Raw genomic sequence first — 20077 nt, 5'->3', positions numbered from 1 at the left:
TAAAAACAAAAGCCCGTCTAACTTTAGTATATATTATGAACCTCAGATTTATGAAACGCACCATTTATACGGTTGCTTCACTCTGCTGCCTGGCTTTGCCTGCTGCAAAGGCACAAGTGTATAAAGCCGAAGAACCTTTCGCCCACACTTATTCTATTGTAGCGCGCGATGCAAAGACAGGCGAAATGGCTGTTGGCGTGCAAAGCCACTGGTTTTCGGTTGGTACTGCCGTGCCCTGGGCTGAAGCCGGTGTGGGTGTGGTGGCAACACAGTCTTTTGTAAATAAGTCGTTTGGCCCGAAAGGGCTGGAGCTGCTGAAGCAGGGCAAATCTCCCCAGGAAGCCCTGGATATACTGTTGGCCGAAGACGAAGGCCATGAAGTGCGCCAGGTAGCCATTCTGGATGCGCAGGGAAGGGTTGCGGTGCATACTGGCAAGCAGTGTGTGCGCTTTGCAGGACATACAACCGGGGCCGACTTCTCGGTACAGGCAAATATGATGCTGACAGACAAAGTATGGCCTGCCATGGCACGTGCTTTTGAAAAGAATGCCGACAAACCTCTGGCAGAAAGAGTGCTGCTGGCGATGCAGGCAGCAGAGCAGGAGGGCGGAGACATTCGGGGAAAACAATCAACTGCTCTGGTGGTGGTGCGCGGTACTGCAAGTAAGCAGCCCTGGGATGATCGCCTGATCGACCTTCGGGTTGATGACCATGAGAAGCCATTGGATGAACTGGCAAGGCTGCTGAAGGTGTACAGGGCCTATGAGCACATGAACAACGGCGATCTGGCTGTAGAGAAAGGGCAGATGGACAAAGCCATGGAAGAATATGGGAAGGCAGAAACTATGTTTCCGAACAATCTGGAAATGAAGTACTGGCATGCCATTACACTGGCTAACAACGGCAACATAAGCGAAGCAAGCAAACTGCTGAGCGAGGTTTACAAGAAAGACAAAAACTGGAAGGAGCTTACCACCCGCTTACCTGAAGTGGGATTGCTTACCCTCAAACCACAGGACCTGCAGCGCATTCTGAATGTGAAGTAGGCTGTCAGAGAGACTCAGATTGAATTAAAACCAATTATACTAACCTTTACATGTTAATCAGAAATAAAATACGCGCTATTGTAGCAGCGGCAGCTGTGTTTGCGGCTTTGCCTGCCATGGCACAGCAGAACCAGGCTGCTGATTCTGTCATTATCCGGAAAATTTATGATAATGCGCTGACAAGTTACGAGAGCTACGAGAACCTGCGCTACCTGACCAAGAAAATCGGTGCCCGCCTTAGTGGTTCTCCTCAGGCGGCGGCGGCGGTAGAGTGGAGCCGCCAGGTAATGGATAAAATGGGGCTGGACCGTGTTTACCTGCAGGAGGTAATGGTGCCATACTGGGTGCGCGGCGATAAAGAAATAGCTCGCATCAACAGTCCGAAATCAGGGGGATATACAGATGTAAATATTCTGGCTTTGGGTGGCTCTATCGGTACAGGCACGCAAGGACTAAGTGCGCAGGTGGTAGAGGTGAAGAGTTTTGAGGAACTGGAGAAACTCGGAAAGAAAAAGGTAACTGGGAAGATCGTCTTCTTTAATCGCCCGTTTGATAATAAAATTATACAAACCGGAACGGCCTACGGTGGAGCCGTAGATCAGCGTGGCGGCGGTCCGGTGGCTGCTGCCAGGTTAGGGGCTGTAGGTGTAATTGTGCGCTCCATGACCAACGACCTGCAGGATGTTGCTCATACCGGTGGTACGCGCTATGCTGATGATGTGACTAAAATACCGGCGGCTTCCATTAGCACCAATGGCGCTGAAAAACTGAGTGCGCAACTGAAGGAAGACCCGAATCTGAGCTTTTATATGCGCATGACCTGCGAAACACGGCCTGATGTTTTATCATACAATGTGATAGGAGAGATTAAGGGCTCTGAAAAACCAGACGAAATTATAGTTGTTGGCGGCCACCTCGACTCCTGGGATGTAGGCGAAGGTGCTCACGACGACGGGACAGGCTGTGTGCAGTCTATAGAGGTGCTTCGCCTGATGAAAGATTTAGGCCTTAAACCAAAGAGAACAATACGTGCCGTGATGTTTATGAATGAAGAAAACGGTTTACGAGGCGGGCTGAAGTACGCTGAAGAGGCCAAGGCTAAAGGTGAGAAGCATATTGCTGCTATAGAGTCGGATGCAGGAGGTTTTACGCCCCGAGGTTTTGGCATTAGCGGTACAAATAATCAATACTCAAAAGTTTTAACTTGGAAGCCACTGCTGGCACCATACGGCCTGCACGAGTTAACAGAAGGTGGTGGTGGTGCCGACATTGGCCCGCTTAAAGGACAGGGCACAGTGGCTTTGATCGGCTTTCGCCCAGACTCTCAGCGTTACTTCGATTATCACCACACAGTTATAGATGTGTTTGAAAATGTGAACCGCCGCGAGATGCAGCTCGGTGCCGCTTCTATGGCATCCTTAATTTACCTGCTGTCTCAGTACGGCTTGTAGTGCTATTGCAGCACATGCCGAAAAGAGAAGAGGTCCTGCAAGCTTTGCAGGACCTCTTCTCTTTTTACTTACAAGATTTCAGAAATCAGGCTACTTTAAGTTGCTTTAATGAAGATTTCTCAAATTTTTCACGGGCATAATCGCCGGTGATTGTCAATTCTTTTGTGCCTTCGATAGATGGCAGTTCAAACATGGCATCCGTCATAATGCCTTCACATATAGAGCGAAGGCCACGAGCGCCCAGCTTATATTCGGCTGCTTTTTCTACAATATAATCCAACGCGCTGTCGTCGAAGTTAAGAGAGATTTTCTCCATATCGAACAGGCGCTTGTACTGCTTGATAATTGAGTTCTTTGGCTCCAGCAGGATCATGCGCAGTGTTTCCTTATCTAGCGGGTCCAGGTGCGTGACAACTGGTAAACGGCCAATTAACTCCGGAATAAGGCCAAAGCTCTTCAGGTCCTGTGCTGAGAGGTACTTCAGGAAGTTCTCTTCTTCTCCTACTTCATCAGAAGCTGGTTTGGAGAAACCAATAGGCCGGGAGTTCAGGCGGCTTTTAATCAACCTGTCTATGCCTACAAAAGCTCCACCGCAAATAAACAGGATATTCTCTGTGTTTACGGTGATCATCTTTTGCTCAGGGTGCTTACGCCCGCCTTGTGGCGGTACGTTTACAACAGTGCCTTCTAAAAGCTTTAAAAGCGCCTGTTGCACCCCTTCGCCACTCACATCGCGAGTGATAGAAGGGTTATCGCTCTTGCGGGCAATTTTATCAATTTCATCAATATACACGATGCCACGTTCAGCTGATTCTACATTGTAATCGGCAGCCTGTAGCAGGCGTGTTAAAATACTTTCTACGTCTTCGCCTACATAACCAGCCTCTGTCAGTACGGTAGCATCGGCAATACAGAACGGAACCTGCAGTATACCGGCCATCATACGAGCCAGGTAAGTTTTACCTGTACCTGTTTCGCCCACCATAATGATGTTTGATTTTTCAATAACCACATCATCTTTCTCTGTTGGTTGCATCAGGCGTTTGTAGTGGTTATACACTGCCACAGACATTACTTTTTTGGCTTCATCCTGGCCAACAACAAACTGATCCAGGTATTGCTTCATCTCCTTTGGTTTCATCAGGTTAAACTTAGGAGAGCGGCCGTTCGCACGAACTTTATTTTCCTCATTCAGTATTTGTTGTGCCTGTCCGATACAACGGTCGCAAATGTGCGCGTTAATACCAGAAATCATAACAGATACATCTTTCTTGTTTTTGCCGCAAAAAGAACAGGTAATTTCAGCCATAAAAGTCAGTTGGTACAGATAATAATTCAGCTTGTTTTATAAAGCTTCAGACAAAGGTACAAAATAGAAAGTTTATTAAAACAAAAATGGAATTTACGAAATGTTGATATCGCAATAAAAAACCCCTTTAAATTTTAAAATTTATATTCATTAATTTTTATATAACTTATTGATTATCAATATATATTAAACGATTTGTTTCCACAAGTAGCTGTTGATAAATTTTTTATTAAATTTTAATTTTTCATATAAAATCTAAAGTTTCGCAGGTGCTGTTCAGCTTGAGCTGGCTGATATTCTCTTTTCCGGCAGTTTTCAGGCAGAGGTGCAGCTGGCAAAGGCATTGGCAGAAGCCGGGAAGATTAGGGTTTAACTATCCTGAAGAAAAAAGAAGCCCTTGTAAAAGGGCTTCTTTTGTTGTTAGTTGATGGATGAAGTTCCGATAGGGTTGCCTTCTATATCAAGTTCAACAACCTCGTATTCCAGGTCTTGCAGTTTCGAAAGCACTGTTTTTTTATAGCCTACCACTACAATGTGCATGTTATCAGAAGTTAGGTATTTAGTAGCCAGGGCATCAATATCCTTCTTGGTCATACCACTAAGTATAGCCGTCTGCTTTTTAACAAAGTTTTTATTCAGGTTATACTCACTGATTCTGCTCAGGAATCCGGCTTTCTGAGAGGGTGTTTCATACTTACGCGCGTCGGCCTGGCCCATAGAGTTTTTCATAAACTGCAGCTCCTCTGCTGTTATACCTGCTGTTCTGAAATTGTTGATCTCTTTCATAAACTCTACAACAGATTCGGCGGTAGCGTTGGCTCTAACGCCAGCCGAGGCTGTAAATGGGCCCGCGTATTTATTTCCGGCAAAGTAGGAGTGTGCACCATAGGTATAGCCTTTGTCTTCGCGCAGGTTCAGGTTAATGCGGCTGTTAAATGCGCCCCCCAAAGTATAATTCATCAGGCCTAGTTTGTAATACTCTCCTGTTGCATCATAAGGCAGCGACATGTAACCTATCCTGATCTCAGACTGTGCTGCATCCGGCTTATCAACAAAATAAATTCTTGTTTTGGCAATCGGAGAAGCTTTTACATCGGCAGGAAGTTTAACATCTTTTTTCTCCCAGTTTTTCAGGAAGTCCAGTTTAGCCAGTATATCGTTGTTGCTGATATCGCCTACCACAACCAGGTTCGAAACAGATGGAGAATAATTGGCTTTATAGAATTGCTTTACATCATCTAACGTAATGCTTTCAACCGAAGCCGCGGTACCTAAAGATGGAATTGCCATGATATGACCTTCTCCATACAGCAGTTTATAGTAGACATTACTGGCAATAGAGGTAGGTTGGGTGGCCTGGTTGGCTATTACTTCCAGCCTTTGTTTCTTTAATCTGTCAAAATCCTCCTGAGCAAACTTAGGATGGAACATTTTCTCCTCCATCAGTTTTAGGGTCTTATCGAGGTTTTTAGTAAGAGACTGCACGAAAACATAGGTTTCGTCTGTGCCTGCCATCACACTAATAGAACTGCCTAATTTATTCAGCTCGCTATCCAGTTCTTCGGAAGTATAATGCTCGGTGTCCTCATTTAGCATGGCTGCTGTAAGAGAGCTGATACCTGCTTTGCCAGGATTCATGGCTGATAACCGATGGCCGCCTTTAATAGATAGCTGAAGTGTTACGGTTGGAATTTCATCTGATTTAGTACCGATCACTTTCAGTCCGTTCTTGAATTTGGTTGTATAGTAATCAGGAACAGTTATAACCGGATTAGGCCCCGCTGCCGGGCGTTTGCTGCGGTCGAAGGTGTCTACTGCTTTGGTGTATGCCAAACCAGAATATTCATCCGGACCGGCCGCATAGCCATCTTTTGAAACAGTATAGTTATCTACTTTAGCTACCAGTTCTGGCTTGCCTTTAGGCACCACACTCAAAATTACGCTGTATTTCCCTTTAATATATTTATTGTAAACACGCATTACGTCTTCTTTGGTAACGGCATTATGGGCTTGCAGCTGTTTGGCTAAAAAGTTAGGATTGCCTGTAAAGGTTTCGTAGGATGCCAGGGTAGATGTCTTTCCGGATACACTTGTTAAGCTGCCAATCGTACCTGATTCATACGATGCTTTAAAACGCGTAAGAGCATCGTCGCTAACGCCTGTTTTCTCGAACTCATCCAGTGCCTCCCGTACCAGTTTTTCCATATCGGCCAGCGTTTGCCCAGGGTAAGGCAATACTGTAAACGTAAACTCGCCGGCTAGCTCAGAGCAGGGGTGCCCGGCACTGGCCTGTACTGCTTTCTGGGCTTTTGTTAGGTTTTTATAGAGGATAGAGTTTTTATTGCCTCCCAGGATTTCCGCAAGTACGTCTAAAGGCACTTCGTCCGGGTGATAGTTTGGAACGGTTGGGAATACCATCTGCAGCATCGGGAAGCGGATATTGTCTTCATAAGACACATAGCGGTCCTTTTCCAGCACAACAGCAGGCAGTTCCATTTTCTGAACAGCAGGGCCACTTGGAATGCTGCCAAAATATTTTTCAGCCAGCTTGATAACTTCCTGTGGGTTTACATCGCCGCCGATGGATAAAGTGGCGTTGTTAGGACCATACCAGCGCAGGAAAAAGTTTTTAAGGTCGTTTGCATTAACCCTGTTCAGATCTTCTATATACCCGATCGTCATCCAGGAGTAGGGATGGCCATAAGGGTACAGATTTTTTGCGACCATTTCGCCGGCTAAACCATATGGGCGGTTGTCATAATTCTGGCCGCGTTCATTTTTTACTGTTTCGCGCTGTACCTCAAATTTTTGTTGTGTAACAGCGTCCAGCAAGAAACCCATACGGTCTGCCTCCAGCCACAGTGCCGTTTCCAGTTGGTTGCTCGGTACAGTTTCGAAATAGTTGGTGCGGTCGCGGTTCGTGGTTCCGTTTAGCGTGCCACCTGCATCCGACACAATTTTGAAATGCTCCTCGTCAGCCACGTTGTCGGAGCCCTGAAACATCATGTGCTCGAAAAAATGAGCAAAACCGGATTTACCTACTTCCTCACGGGCAGAGCCTACGTGGTAGGTAACATCTACGTGCACAACCGGATTGGAATGATCTTCGTGAATAAGCAGTGTAAGGCCGTTGGCGAGTTTATACTTCTCATAAGGAATTACTATCTCGTTTCCTTTTTTGGTGACCTTCTCCACCAGTTTTGTTTGAGCCTCCGCAGCACCTATAATACTGGCTGTAAGGACAATACTTAAACCAATTTTTGAAGCATGATGATAAAATTAGGTAATGGTAGGAAATATTTTAAATCAATATATTTAAAATATTGGGATAAATCAAAGAAAAATATGAAAAAGGTAATCTGGTTATGTGAAGAGCAGATTGTGTTAGTGTTTTGCGAAATAACTACGGGGCTTATAAAACAAAACAGGCCACTCCGTTAACGGAGCGGCCTGTGCAAAAGGTAAATGTGCTTTATTTTATGGATGATGTTCCAATTGGGTTACCATCCGTATCCAGCTCAATTACTTCGTAGTTTAAAGCCTGTAGCTTCGGAAGTACTGTTTTCTTATCGCCAACAACAACAATATGCATGTTGTTAGCTGGCAGGTTTTTGGAAGCCAGCGCGTCGATCTCTTTCTTAGAGATGTTCTGCAGAATAGCTGTCTGCTTCTTAACGAAATCCTTGTTCAGGTTATACTCTATAATTTGACCCAGAAAACCGGCTTTCTGACGTGGTGTTTCATACTTACGGGCATCAGCTTGGCCAATAGAGTTTTTCATAAACTGTAGCTCATCCTCGGTAATTCCACTGCTCTGGAAATTAGTAATCTCCTTCATAAATTCCGTTACAGACTCAGCTGTAGCATCGGCACGCACGCCTGCAGAGGCTGTAAAAGAGCCGCCATATTTGTTGCCGCTGAATCCTGAGCGGGCACCATAGGTATAGCCTTTATCTTCGCGCAGGTTCAGGTTTATGCGGCTGTTAAAAGCACCCCCTAAAGCATAGTTCATCAGACCAGCTTTGTAGTAATCGCCTGTTGCGTCGAAAGGCATTGCTAAATAACCGATTCTAATTTCAGACTGTGCCGCATCGGTCTTATCTACCAGGTAAATTCTGGTTTTTTCAATAGCTGGTGTCTTTGCTGTCGCAGGAATCTTAACGTTTTTCTTTTCCCATTTATTTAGGAAAGAAAGTTTGTTCATGATGTCTTTCTCGCTAATGTTGCCCACTACTACCAGGCTAGCCACAGTTGGAGCATAATTGTCTTGGTAAAATTTCTTCACATCGTCTAACGTGATGCTAGAAACGGTTTCAGTTGTACCAGAAGTTGGCACAGCCATGAAATTGCCTTCGCCATAAAGCAATTTGTTATAAACTTTACTGGCAATGGCTGTAGGTTGAGTGGCCTGGTTGGCAATTCCTTCCAACTGCTGCTTTTTTAGTCTTTCAAAATCATCCTCTGCAAACTTTGGCTTAAACAGGCGCTCTTCCAGCAGCTTTAAAGTTTGATCGAGGTTTTTGGTAAGCGAAGAGACATATACTGATGTTTCGTTTGCACCGCTGCCTATAGAAATGCTGCTGCCCAGTTTATTCAGTTCATTTGTGAATTCTTCTGCCGTGAAATTCTCAGTATCTTCATTCAGAAGAGAGGCTGTAAGAGTACTGATACCTGCTTTACCAGGGTTTGCAGCAGATAGCCTGTGGCCTCCTTCAAGGGTGAGTTGAAGCGTAACAGTAGGAATTTCGTCTGTTTGTGTACCGATTACTTTTATACCATTCTTAAACTTGCCTGTATAATAGTTCGGAACAGCTACCACAGGGTTGGTTCCGGCTGCCGGTCGCTTGCTGCGATCGAAAGTATCTACGGCTTTGGTATAAGTTAAGCCTGAGTACTCATCCGGTCCGGCAGTATAACCGTCTTTTGTGGGAGTGAAGTTATCAGCCTTTGCAATAAGCTCTGCTTTTCCTTTTGGCACTACGCTTAATACAACGCTGTTTTTACCTTTAATGTATTGGTTATACACCCGCATTACGTCGTCTTTGGTAACAGCCTGGATACGGCGAAGCTCTTCCTGTATGTAGTTCGGGTTACTTCTGAAAGTTTCATAGTAAGCCAGTTGGGTAACTTTACCGCTTACGCTGGCCATCCTGTTAATCAGGCCGGATTCAGCAGAAGCTTTAAAACGTACCAGGTCTTCGTCAGAAATACCACGTTGCTCAAAGTCGCTGAAGGACTTCTGTATCAGTGCCTCGGCATCGGCCAATTTCTGGTTAGGGTACGATGTAATTGAAACCATAAACTGTCCTGCCAGTTCGGAAGCAGAGTTGAAAGCCATTGCATTAACAGCTTTCTGGTCTTTTACAAAATTTTTGTAAAGAACAGAGTTTTTGCCTTGCCCGAATACCTCTGCCAGTACATCAAGGGCTGCCTCGTCTTTATGCCCGGCCTGCGGAACAGGATATGTTATGCGAAGCATCGGAAAACGCACGTTGTCTTCGTAAGATACATAACGGGTTTTGTCTAACACCGGTACCATAGGCTTCATATTCTGCACGGCAGGACCGGTAGGTATAGAGCCAAAATATTTTTCGACCAATTTTACCACTTCTGCTGGCTTTACATCGCCACCTACGGTTACGACAGCATTATTCGGGCCGTACCAGCGCAGGAAGAAGTTCTTCAGGTCGTTCAGCTGTACACGGTTCAGGTCTTCCAGGTAGCCGATCACTGGCCAGGAGTAAGGGTGGCCGTAAGGGTACAGGGTTTTAGATATGATTTCAGAAGACAAACCATAAGGCTGATTATCTACCCGCTGGCCACGCTCATTCTTTACTGTTTCACGCTGCACTTCAAACTTTGGCTGTGTAACAGCGTCCAGCAAAAAGCCCATACGGTCTGCCTCCAGCCACAGCGCCGTTTCCAGCTGGTTGCTCGGCACTGTTTCGTAATAATTGGTGCGGTCGCTGTTGGTAGAGCCATTTAAGGTGCCACCTGCATCCGACACAATTTTGAAATGTTCTTCGTCAGCCACGTTGTCGGAACCCTGGAACATCATGTGCTCGAAAAAGTGAGCAAAACCGGATTTGCCGATTTCTTCCCGGGCAGAGCCTACGTGGTAGGTAACATCCACATGTACTACAGGGTCGGAGTGATCTTCGTGCACAATAAGGGTAAGTCCGTTTGCCAGTTTATACTTCTCGTAAGGTATAACCAGTTCGCTCCCTTTTTTGGTGACTTTCTCAACTTGTTTGGTCTGAGCTTCGGCAGCACCAATAATGCTGGCTGTAAGCACAATACTTAAACCAATTTTTTGAAACATAAGGATTAGGTTAGGTAAATAGATTAGGTTGTAAATTCAAGGTAGTTAGATTAAGGTTAGTAGCCAAGGTTTAATGTTGCGATGTTAATAAGCAAAAATAGTTGCCGTTAGGGCAGTACTTTATCAGGAGGAAAGCTGTTCAGTTAAAATGTATTGAAAGTTAAGAGGGGGAGGTATAGCTAAAGCAGGGCAGCAGTAGTAGGGGTGGGTATAAAGCACAAAGCCCGCACTGTTAGCAGTGCGGGCTTTATATGTATTTCAGGCTGATTAAGATTTCTTGCGAACCAATACTTCGTCAATCAAACCGAATTCTTTAGCTTCCTGTGCGATCATCCAGTAGTCACGCTCAGAGTTGTCATAAATATCCTGGTAAGATTTACCAGAGTGATCAGCTAAGATTTCATAAAGTTCCTTTTTTAGCTTCAGGATTTCACGTGCTGTGATTTCGATATCTGTAGCCTGACCCTGAGCACCACCCATTGGCTGGTGAATCATAACGCGGGCATGAGGCAGAGCAGATCGCTTGTCTTTAGCACCGCCAGCTAATAATACAGCTCCCATAGAGGCAGCCAGCCCAGTACAGATGGTTGCTACATCCGGGCTTACATACTGCATGGTATCATAAATACCTAAGCCGGCATATACAGAACCACCAGGACTGTTGATGTAAAGCAGGATATCTTTCTTAGCATCAGCCGACTCTAGGAAAAGAAGCTGTGCTGTAATAATGTTAGCGATAAAATCATCTACTTGTGTGCCCAGAAAAATGATTCGGTCCATGATCAGCCGGGAGAAAACGTCAATCTCACGGAAGTTAGTCGGGCGTTCTTCAATAACAGAGCGTGTCATACTTTCAATAGTATGCATTGCTCTACCTTCGATATGATGTATGTATTGATCTACGCCCAGGCCACTTAGACCCTGGCCTTTTACGGCAAATTTCCGGAACTCGTCTTTGTTAAACATATATGTTTTGGTTTACGGTTTAGACAAAAATAAAAAAGTCCTTTTTAAAAAAAAGGACTTTTTACGAAATGGGTTATATAATGCGTTCGTTAAAACGACAGATTCTTGAAGTCCTCTGCAGTTATTGTTTTCTCAACAACAGTCATTTGCTCTTTCAGTTTAGCGAGCACCTTCTCTGCCAGTAGTTGCTCGTACTCATTAATGTAGTTGCGACCGTTGTCCTGGCTCAAGTATTGGTTAGCATAGTTGTTCATGCTTTCTACCAGTTCCTCAGGAATTTCAAGCATGTTAAACTGCGCCAGCATCTTCTGCTTCGTGCTTTCTACCACTTCTTCGTTCGATACTTTCAGCTCGTTTTCCTCAACTACCTTGTTTTTGATCATAGACCATTTCAGCTCGCGTGTATACTTATCGAAGTTTTCTTCGATCTGCTCTGCTGTTAAACGACCTTCGTTAGTTACCTGCAGCCAACGCTTAAAGAATTCAGTAGGAAGTTCTACTTCCAGGTTGTCAACCAGCGTATCAATAATGTTACGGCTCAACAGGTTGTCAGCTTCACGATCATAGTTTTCCTTGATCGTTTCACGGATTTTCGCGTCGAAGTCTTCTTCTGTTGTTACTTCATCTTTACCAAATAGCTTGTCGAAAAGCTCCTGGTTCAGTTCGGCAGATGCTGTACGAGAGATTTTATCTACAGTAAATTCAAACTCACCGTTCAGGTCAGCAACCACTTCTTTGCTCAGGCCAGTTACATGTGCCAGGGCCGAATTATCATCACCGAAAGTTTTACGGATGTCGAAACGAATCACATCGCCTTCTTTCAGACCGATAAATTGCTCCTGCCCCTCCACTACGCGATTTGTAGGAATAAGGGTTTTAGAAACAAAATCACCTTCTACCTGCTTTAGCTCACCGTTAATAAAATCGCCTTGCTCAGAAGTCTCAGGTTTTATTGTTTCACCGAATTGGCGCTTGATATTTTCGTATGCTTCGTCAATGGTCGCCTGGTCAACTTCTACAGTGTAACCCTCTACGCTTTTATCCAGCGGAAGGTTAATTTCAGGTAGTAAGCCTACTGCATAAGTAAACTCAAACTGCTTTTGGTTATCCCAGTCGATTGCATCCTGCGTAGGCTCAGGAAGTGGCTCTCCTAAAAGCTTTACATTGTTCTCACGAATGTAGCCAGATATCTCTTGTTGCAGAAGCTTGTTGATTTCTTCTACCAGGATGCTCTTGCCATACATTTTTTTCACAAGCCCTGCCGGCACCTTTCCAGGTCTGAAGCCTTTGATCTGGGCTTTTTTGCTGTATTCTTTTACCTGCTGGTCTACTTTCGGAGCGTAGTCTGCTTCTTCCAGTACAACCTTCAGTTGTGCATTAGTGCTGTCGGTTTGGTTTAATGTAATATTCAAGGCTAAACAAATTTTTATTTTGAGACATCTAGTAAAAACAAACCCCCAACGTAAAAGTTGAGGGTTCTTTTATTCAGTGCGGATGGAGGGACTCGAACCCCCATGCCTCGCAGCGCTAGATCCTAAGTCTAGTGCGTCTACCAATTTCGCCACATCCGCATGTGTGCTTGTTTCTAATAACGATGCAAAGGTACGGACAATAATTTTATTTGCAAGTACCTGTTCAAAAAAAACTCAAAAAAAATACCCTGTATTGGTTATTTTTATGTAAGTAATTAAGTATGAGTTTCTTATTTTTTTATATATTATACGACCTCACGCTGGTGTATTCTGTACGCTGTAGCCGGAGCTGCCTGGAAGCCTGTGGATACTGCTTAACAGGGAACGCTACTATACAGAAAAGCCTCCGGTTTCCTGTGTTTCTATTCGTTTTGAAGTCCTCAACCCTTTTCTGAGCCTTTGGATGGAGGGCTTGTTGGTTGCACGCGATAAACAGTTATATTTGAAACTTATAAAGCCGCTGCATTCTTTATACTTATAGGTATAAGGTTCAGAGCTGTTATGAACCATCAGCTCCAATTTCTATTTGAATACTATTATGATTGATCCGGAAGCAGAACGCAAAGAGATCTTAAGACACTATCGAAGACTACTTCGACATGCCAAGCCTTTCTTAAAAGACAACGACGCTAAAATAATTAAGAAAGCTTTTAATACTTCGCTGGAGGCACATAAAGACATGCGCCGCAAATCGGGGGAGCCTTATATTCTGCACCCCCTGGCAGTGGCTCAGATTGCAGTAGAGGAAATTGGTTTAGGTACAACCTCTATTGTGGCTGCTCTTTTGCACGATGTGGTAGAAGATACCGAGCTCGAAACTGCCGATATTGAGCGTGAGTTCGGGCCCAGTGTGGCAAAAATTATTGAAGGCCTGACCAAGATATCAGGCGTTTTCGATTATGGCTCGTCGCAGCAGGCGGAGAATTTCCGGAAGATGCTGCTTACGCTGTCAGACGATGTGCGGGTAATCCTGATTAAGTTGGCTGACAGGTTGCACAACATGCGCACACTGAGCAGCATGCCACGGCATAAGCAGCTAAAGATTGCTTCGGAAACCATGTACTTGTATGCGCCGCTGGCACACAGGCTGGGGCTCTACGCTATAAAGTCGGAGCTGGAAGATCTGTACCTGAAGTATACCGATACTGATACTTATAAAGATATATCAAATAAAATCCGCCAGACGCGGGCAGCAAGAAGTAAATTCATTAAAGAGTTTACCTCTCCGATAGAAGAAGAGTTGAGGCGCTATGGCTTTAATTTTACTATAAAGGGCCGGCCTAAGTCAATTTATTCTATTCTTAAAAAGATAAAGAAGCAGAATATAACCTTTGATGAAGTGTATGATCTGTTTGCGATCCGGATTATTCTGGATGTGCCGCTTGAGAAAGAAAAAGCGGCATGCTGGCAGGTATACTCTATTGTGACCGACTTTTACCAGCCAAACCCTGATCGCCTGCGCGACTGGGTGAACACTCCGAAAGCAAACGGTTATGAATCGTTGCACACTACTGTTATGAGTAAAACCGGGCAGTGGGTGGAGGTGCAAATCCGGACCAAGCGTATGGATGAGATTGCCGAGCGAGGTTATGCAGCGCACTGGAAGTATAAGAATGGAGGAGTTGCGATGTCAGAATCTGCCCTTGAGCTCTGGATAAACAAGGTGCGGGATATGCTGGAAAACAACACCGCCAACGCGCTTGAGTTTATGGATGAATTCCGCAAAAACCTTTTTGTGGAGGAAGTCTTTGTCTTTACGCCAAAAGGGGAGCTTATCATTCTGCCAGATCGGGCTACTGCGTTGGATTTTGCCTTCGAAATACATACCCATATCGGGCTGCAGTGCCTTGGTGCCAAGGTTAACCAGAAGCTGGTGCCACTTAGCTATAGGCTGCACAACGGAGACCAGGTAGAGATTCTTACATCACAAAAGCAGAAGCCAAACGAAGAGTGGCTGAATTATGTAGTAACTTCTAAAGCCCGTTCCAAAATAAAAGATGTGCTGCGGGAGGAACGCAAAAACAAAGCAGAACATGGTAAAGTTGTGTTAGAAAAACGCCTGGCAGCTCTGGGTATACCTGATAACCAGGCTAACCTGAACAAGTTAATGGCTTTTTTTAATGTGCCTACCGTACTCGATCTTTATTATAGAGTGGCCACAGGCTATATAGATGTGAAGGAGATAAAAGAGGTTATCTTTACTTCATCGTCTGATAAAACAGCTTCTATGCTGGAGCCTAAGTCCTTCGATAAGGAAGTGCAGAAAATAAGAGGCGTTAATTCTGATATGTTGGTGATTGGAGAGAAAACCTCAAACATCAACTACAAAGTAGCCAACTGCTGCAATCCGATTCCCGGCGACGATGTGTTTGGCTTTCAGGGCGAAGACGGCGAGATTGTAATACACCGCACCAGTTGCTCTAAGGGTATGGAGCTGATGTCTAATTATGGAAACCGTATCATCAAGGCGAAATGGACGGATCAGAAGGAGTTAGCATTTCTGGCAGGCATCCGCATCAAAGGAACTGACCGCGTTGGATTAGTAAACGATTTAACCAAAGTGATTTCGAATAGTTTAAAGGTAAACATGCGCTCCATCACAATAGATTCGAATGATGGAATCTTTGAGGGTAATATTATGGTTTTTGTTAATGATACCGGTCATCTGGAAAAGTTGATCCAGCGCATGAGTAAAGTAGTAGGAGTGCTAACGGTAGAGCGATTCGACTAAATTAGCACTTGATAACATAGAGGACTTAGAGAAATGGCATTTGACCAAAACAGAATAGAAGAAGTAAAGAAAATCTTTACAGCATACTTAGAAAGCAAAGGCTTGCGCAAGACACCCGAACGTTATGCTATACTGGAAGAGATTTATTCCCGTTCAGGCCACTTCGATGTAGAGGAGCTTTACATCAGTATGAAAAATAAGAACTACAGGGTGAGCCGTGCCACAGTATATAATACCTTGGATTTGTTGGTGGAAAACGACCTCGTGAGCAAACACCAGTTCGGAAGAAATCTGGCACAATATGAGAAATCGTATGGCTATAGGCAGCACGATCACGTTATTTGTACAGAGTGCCACAAAGTAGTTGAATTCTGTGATCCGCGAATCCATAATATTCAAACGATGGTGGGTGAGCTTTTAAATTTTCATATCTTGCACCATTCGCTAAACCTGTATGGGGTTTGCGGTGATTGCCGTGCAAAAAAAGCAACTGAGAAACAGTATGAAGTACCAAGCCGAGCTGAATGATAATATACTGTTTGTAAGGCTTCATGGCGATCTTATTGCCGGAGCTGATACAGAAGAAATGGTTTCTGCCGTAGATGGACAGGGAGATGGTAAAACATTGCTTTGTGCAATAGATTTATCAGATGTCCGGTTTATGGATAGTAGTGGAATGGGGGTGCTGGTTTCGCTGCTGACCAAGTTCAGGAACAGGGGAGGAGAGCTTGTTCTTATTAAGCCTTCCGATCATATTCGAAAGCTGCTGATCGTAACAAAGCTAAATGCTATTTTTACTATCGCAGAAAACGATATCTTTGCAACTCAATTTTTGAAAGAATCAATTTACTAGCGTTTAAATGGCAGTTGACATATTAATAGGCCTGCAATGGGGCGACGAAGGGAAAGGTAAAATAGTTGATGTACTGGCTCCAACTTATGATATTGTAGCCCGTTTTCAGGGTGGACCTAATGCAGGACATACTTTAGAGTTCGAAGGAACAAAGCACGTTTTACACCAGATCCCTTCAGGAATATTTCATCCGCATATCACAAACATAATTGGTAATGGTGTTGTACTGGACCCTATAGTGTTTAAAACGGAAATGCAGAAGTTGCAGGACAGAGGAGTGGATGCTGCCCAAAACCTGTTTATTTCTAAAAAGACTCAGCTTATACTGCCTTCTCACAGAGTATTAGACCGAGTGTCTGAGGAAGCTCTTGGAAAGGGAAAGATTGGCTCTACTTTAAAAGGTATAGGCCCTACGTACCAGGATAAAATTGGCAGGTTAGGGTTGCGTGTGGGAGATATCCTTGCGGCAGACTTTAAAGACCGTTATGCTAAGCTTGTGGAACGCCATCGTAAAACAGTGGAGTTCTATGGTCAGCAATTAGAGCTGGGCGAGCAGGAAGATGCCTTCTTCGAAGCTGTGGAGTACTTGCGTACCCTTAAGCTGGCAGATACAGAATATATGATTAATGAAGCCATTAAGAGTGGCAAGCGTATTTTAGCTGAAGGAGCCCAAGGTTCGCTTTTAGACGTGGATTTCGGAACATATCCTTTTGTAACATCTTCTACAACCTTGGTTGCCGGAGCTTGTACCGGTTTAGGTGTTGCGCCACGCCATATTGGTGAAGTGTATGGTATTTTCAAGGCTTACTGTACCCGTGTAGGTAGCGGTCCTTTCCCTACAGAACTTTTAGATGAAGTCGGTGAGGAGATCAGGCAAGCTGGTAGAGAGTTTGGTTCGACAACTGGTCGTCCCCGTCGCTGCGGCTGGGTAGACTTGCCAAGCCTGAAGTACTCGATCATGCTTAATGGGGTAACACAGTTGAACATGATGAAAGCCGATGTGCTTACTGAGTTCGATACGATTCGGGTTTGTACGCACTATAAGCTGGCTTCCGGAGAGGTTACAGACCAGGTGCCTCATTCATTAGATGGAGAACCTGTTGAACCCGTATATGAAGATCTGCCAGGATGGAAAGTTGATCTTAACCAGATTGAGCATGTCGAAGATCTGCCTGAAGCTTTTGTTAACTATATCACCTACCTGGAAGAGCATCTTGAAGTGCCTGTTACTATCGTATCGGTGGGGCCTGATAGAAAGAGCACCATGAAGCGGGAAGTGGAAAAAGTAGGTTAACTAACTCAACATATTCAAACGAGCAAAGCACTAACGATCTGTTAGTGCTTTGCTCGTTTATAGGCAGTAGTCTGCATCATTCTATTTTTTTCAATAGCCTTCTAAGGAAGCTCAAAACTTTCTTCAACCGGCCCTTGGTTTGAGCTTAGCTGTTGTTTTGCCAAGGCGCTGCCTCCGGGTGCGCAGCCTTGGGCACTCATGAAAACCTTGGCTTCTCCGGAACCCCGGGCAGGGGTGCGGGTGTTCTCTTTAAGCGCCCCTGCTGCATCAGGTGCTTGCTTGGGCGCCTTTTCCCATCCCGCTGAAAATTATTTTGAAACCATTGCGGCTGAGGCAGAGGGGCTTAGCCGCTCGGGGGGCTGCCGGGGCTCTTTTTTCAGGGGCCGGCGCTTGCGGGGCGGGGAAAGATTGCTACCTTTGCATCCCCGTTCGGCAGGAGCGGTTTGGCTAACAGGGGCTGCAGGGCCTCTGGGGGCTGCCGATGAGGAGGCGGAAGGGAGCGGGGGCGGCGAAAATAAAAAGTTGCCTGGTTGCTTGCAAAGCGGGAAAAGGTTCTTACCTTTGCATCCGCTTCGGACGGCAGGTCCGGAAGTGAGGGCCAGAGGCTGCGACGCCGGAGGGCAGGGAAAAAAGAAAAAAAAATATTTTTCGCTTTTGCTTGCGGTTTTAGAAAAAGTCCTTACCTTTGCACTCCCTTAACGAAAGGGGCTCAGCAAAGCGAGCGCGACACAGTGCATCACACGGCAGGGAAGGCTGCCGCAGGCGGGAGGAGGAAGTCCTCCCGGCAAGTTCTTTGAGAGATTGGTTGAGACAGAAATTCAAGGTAAGTCCGCGCGGGTGATCGCAACAGATCAGCTGCGCCGAGGCCCCTTCCCCCGCCGGGGGGAGGGGCGGAAGTGAAAAAGGAAAGCCTGGGTCGGACGAACACATTTGCGGTAGCGATGCTGCATTAAGTAATTTTTACAATGGAGAGTTTGATCCTGGCTCAGGATGAACGCTAGCGGCAGGCCTAATACATGCAAGTCGAACGAGTCCAGGGGCTTCGGTTCCTGGGTTAGTGGCGCACGGGTGCGTAACGCGTATGCAACCTGCCTTCCATAGGGGGATAGCCCACCGAAAGGTGGATTAATACCGCATAAGACAGCGGGGTGGCATCACCCTGCTGTTAAAGCTGAGGCGATGGAAGATGGGCATGCGTGCCATTAGCTAGTTGGCGGTGTAACGGACCACCAAGGCGACGATGGCTAGGGGTTCTGAGAGGATGGTCCCCCACACTGGTACTGAGACACGGACCAGACTCCTACGGGAGGCAGCAGTAGGGAATATTGGGCAATGGCCGCGAGGCTGACCCAGCCATGCCGCGTGCAGGAAGAAGGCCTTCTGGGTTGTAAACTGCTTTTACACGGGAAGAAAACGCCCCTGCGGGGGTAACTGACGGTACCGTGTGAATAAGCACCGGCTAACTCCGTGCCAGCAGCCGCGGTAATACGGAGGGTGCAAGCGTTGTCCGGATTTATTGGGTTTAAAGGGTGCGTAGGCGGCCTGCTAAGTCAGCGGTGAAATCCCGGGGCTCAACCCCGGAACTGCCGTTGATACTGGCGGGCTTGAGTTCGGTAGAGGCGGGCGGAACTCATGGTGTAGCGGTGAAATGCATAGATACCATGAAGAACCCCGATTGCGAAGGCAGCTCGCTGTGCCTGCAACTGACGCTGAGGCACGAAAGCGCGGGGAGCGAACAGGATTAGATACCCTGGTAGTCCGCGCCGTAAACGATGGTCACTCGATGTTGGCGATAGACGGCCAGCGTCCAAGCGAAAGCGTTAAGTGACCCACCTGGGGAGTACGCCCGCAAGGGTGAAACTCAAAGGAATTGACGGGGGCCCGCACAAGCGGTGGAGCATGTGGTTTAATTCGATGATACGCGAGGAACCTTACCTAGGCTAGAATGCGCGTGACGGCCCCAGAGATGGGGCTTCCCTTCGGGGCACAAAGCAAGGTGCTGCATGGCTGTCGTCAGCTCGTGCCGTGAGGTGTTGGGTTAAGTCCCGCAACGAGCGCAACCCCTACCTTTAGTTGCCAGCGGGTCAAGCCGGGGACTCTAAAGGGACTGCCTTCGCAAGAAGCGAGGAAGGCGGGGACGACGTCAAGTCATCATGGCCCTTACGCCTAGGGCTACACACGTGCTACAATGGCGCATACAGAGGGTCGCTACCTAGCGATAGGGTGCCAATCTCAAAAAGTGCGTCTCAGTTCGGATCGGAGTCTGCAACTCGACTCCGTGAAGCCGGAATCGCTAGTAATCGCGCATCAGCAACGGCGCGGTGAATACGTTCCCGGGCCTTGTACACACCGCCCGTCAAGCCATGGAAGTCAGGGAGACCTGAAGCCGGTGACCGTGAAAGGAGCCGTCTAGGGTAAAACTGGTAACTGGGGCTAAGTCGTAACAAGGTAGCCGTACCGGAAGGTGCGGCTGGATCACCTCCTTTCTAGAGACGGCCCGGGCTTTCCCGAGAAGCGAGGGGCAGCGGGCGCGGACAGAGGCCTTGGAGGCCTGTTTCAACCGATCACACTCAAACACGATCACGGCCTATGCAGCAGGCATAGGCTACTATTTGGGGCACCTGAGAGAGAGC

Annotated in this window: 12 protein-coding genes, 1 tRNA gene and 1 rRNA gene; 8 read left to right on the top strand and 6 right to left on the bottom strand. The window is 46.2% G+C overall.

Annotated elements, in window-relative coordinates; translation table 11 throughout:
- The first annotated feature begins 50 nt into the window (after positions 1–50).
- A complete protein-coding gene (locus C1N53_RS13135) occupies positions 51–1046 on the top strand; it encodes a DUF1028 domain-containing protein (RefSeq protein ID WP_137759744.1) in 996 nt (331 codons plus the stop codon).
- A 50-nt stretch (positions 1047–1096) separates the two neighbouring features.
- Positions 1097–2497 (top strand): M20/M25/M40 family metallo-hydrolase, encoded by a 1401-nt coding sequence (locus C1N53_RS13130; RefSeq protein ID WP_137759743.1) that lies wholly within the window; start codon positions 1097–1099, stop codon positions 2495–2497.
- An 85-nt stretch (positions 2498–2582) separates the two neighbouring features.
- Here C1N53_RS13130 and clpX read toward each other — a convergent pair whose 3' ends face one another.
- The 6 genes from clpX to C1N53_RS13100 form a co-directional block, all read right to left on the bottom strand.
- Positions 2583–3806, bottom strand: coding sequence for an ATP-dependent Clp protease ATP-binding subunit ClpX (gene clpX / locus C1N53_RS13125; RefSeq protein ID WP_137759742.1), 1224 nt, complete (start codon positions 3804–3806; stop codon positions 2583–2585).
- 420 nt (positions 3807–4226) lie between these two features.
- Complete coding sequence (locus C1N53_RS13120; protein ID WP_240773215.1) at positions 4227–7001, bottom strand: pitrilysin family protein; 2775 nt, start codon at positions 6999–7001, stop codon at positions 4227–4229.
- A 277-nt stretch (positions 7002–7278) separates the two neighbouring features.
- Positions 7279–10128, bottom strand: a complete 2850-nt coding sequence (locus C1N53_RS13115) for a pitrilysin family protein (protein ID WP_137759740.1) — start codon at positions 10126–10128, stop codon at positions 7279–7281.
- A 267-nt stretch (positions 10129–10395) separates the two neighbouring features.
- Positions 10396–11094, bottom strand: a complete 699-nt coding sequence (locus C1N53_RS13110) for a ClpP family protease (RefSeq protein WP_137759739.1) — start codon at positions 11092–11094, stop codon at positions 10396–10398.
- 89 nt (positions 11095–11183) lie between these two features.
- Positions 11184–12506, bottom strand: coding sequence for a trigger factor (gene tig / locus C1N53_RS13105; RefSeq protein ID WP_137759738.1), 1323 nt, complete (start codon positions 12504–12506; stop codon positions 11184–11186).
- A 77-nt stretch (positions 12507–12583) separates the two neighbouring features.
- A tRNA-Leu gene (locus tag C1N53_RS13100) sits at positions 12584–12665 on the bottom strand.
- 439 nt (positions 12666–13104) lie between these two features.
- Here C1N53_RS13100 and C1N53_RS13095 point away from each other — a divergent pair.
- The 6 genes from C1N53_RS13095 to C1N53_RS13070 all read left to right on the top strand — a co-directional run bounded on the left by C1N53_RS13095 (position 13105) and on the right by C1N53_RS13070 (position 19930).
- On the top strand, positions 13105–15297 hold the full coding sequence (locus C1N53_RS13095; protein WP_137759737.1) for a bifunctional (p)ppGpp synthetase/guanosine-3',5'-bis(diphosphate) 3'-pyrophosphohydrolase: 2193 nt from the start codon (positions 13105–13107) through the stop codon (positions 15295–15297).
- Positions 15298–15330: 33 nt separating this feature from the next.
- Positions 15331–15825: a Fur family transcriptional regulator gene (locus C1N53_RS13090; protein ID WP_137759736.1), complete on the top strand. Its 495-nt coding sequence runs from the start codon at positions 15331–15333 to the stop codon at positions 15823–15825.
- Positions 15800–16150, top strand: coding sequence for an STAS domain-containing protein (locus C1N53_RS13085; RefSeq protein WP_137759735.1), 351 nt, complete (start codon positions 15800–15802; stop codon positions 16148–16150). The genes C1N53_RS13090 and C1N53_RS13085 overlap by 26 nt, the downstream gene beginning before the upstream one ends.
- A 7-nt stretch (positions 16151–16157) precedes the next feature.
- Positions 16158–17444 carry an adenylosuccinate synthase gene (locus tag C1N53_RS13080; RefSeq protein WP_137759734.1) on the top strand — a complete coding sequence of 429 codons (1287 nt, stop codon included), beginning with the start codon at positions 16158–16160 and terminating at the stop codon, positions 17442–17444.
- A gap of 198 nt (positions 17445–17642) precedes the next feature.
- Positions 17643–18143, top strand: coding sequence for a hypothetical protein (locus tag C1N53_RS13075; RefSeq protein ID WP_137759733.1), 501 nt, complete (start codon positions 17643–17645; stop codon positions 18141–18143).
- A 263-nt stretch (positions 18144–18406) separates the two neighbouring features.
- Positions 18407–19930 (top strand): 16S ribosomal RNA (locus C1N53_RS13070).
- Positions 19931–20077 lie beyond the last annotated feature (147 nt).

It is taken from the genome of Pontibacter sp. SGAir0037 (assembly GCF_005491705.1).
Lineage (GTDB): Bacteria > Bacteroidota > Bacteroidia > Cytophagales > Hymenobacteraceae > Pontibacter.
The sequence above is the reverse complement of the archived record's forward strand: the minus strand, read 5'-3'. Positions and strand labels throughout refer to the sequence as shown.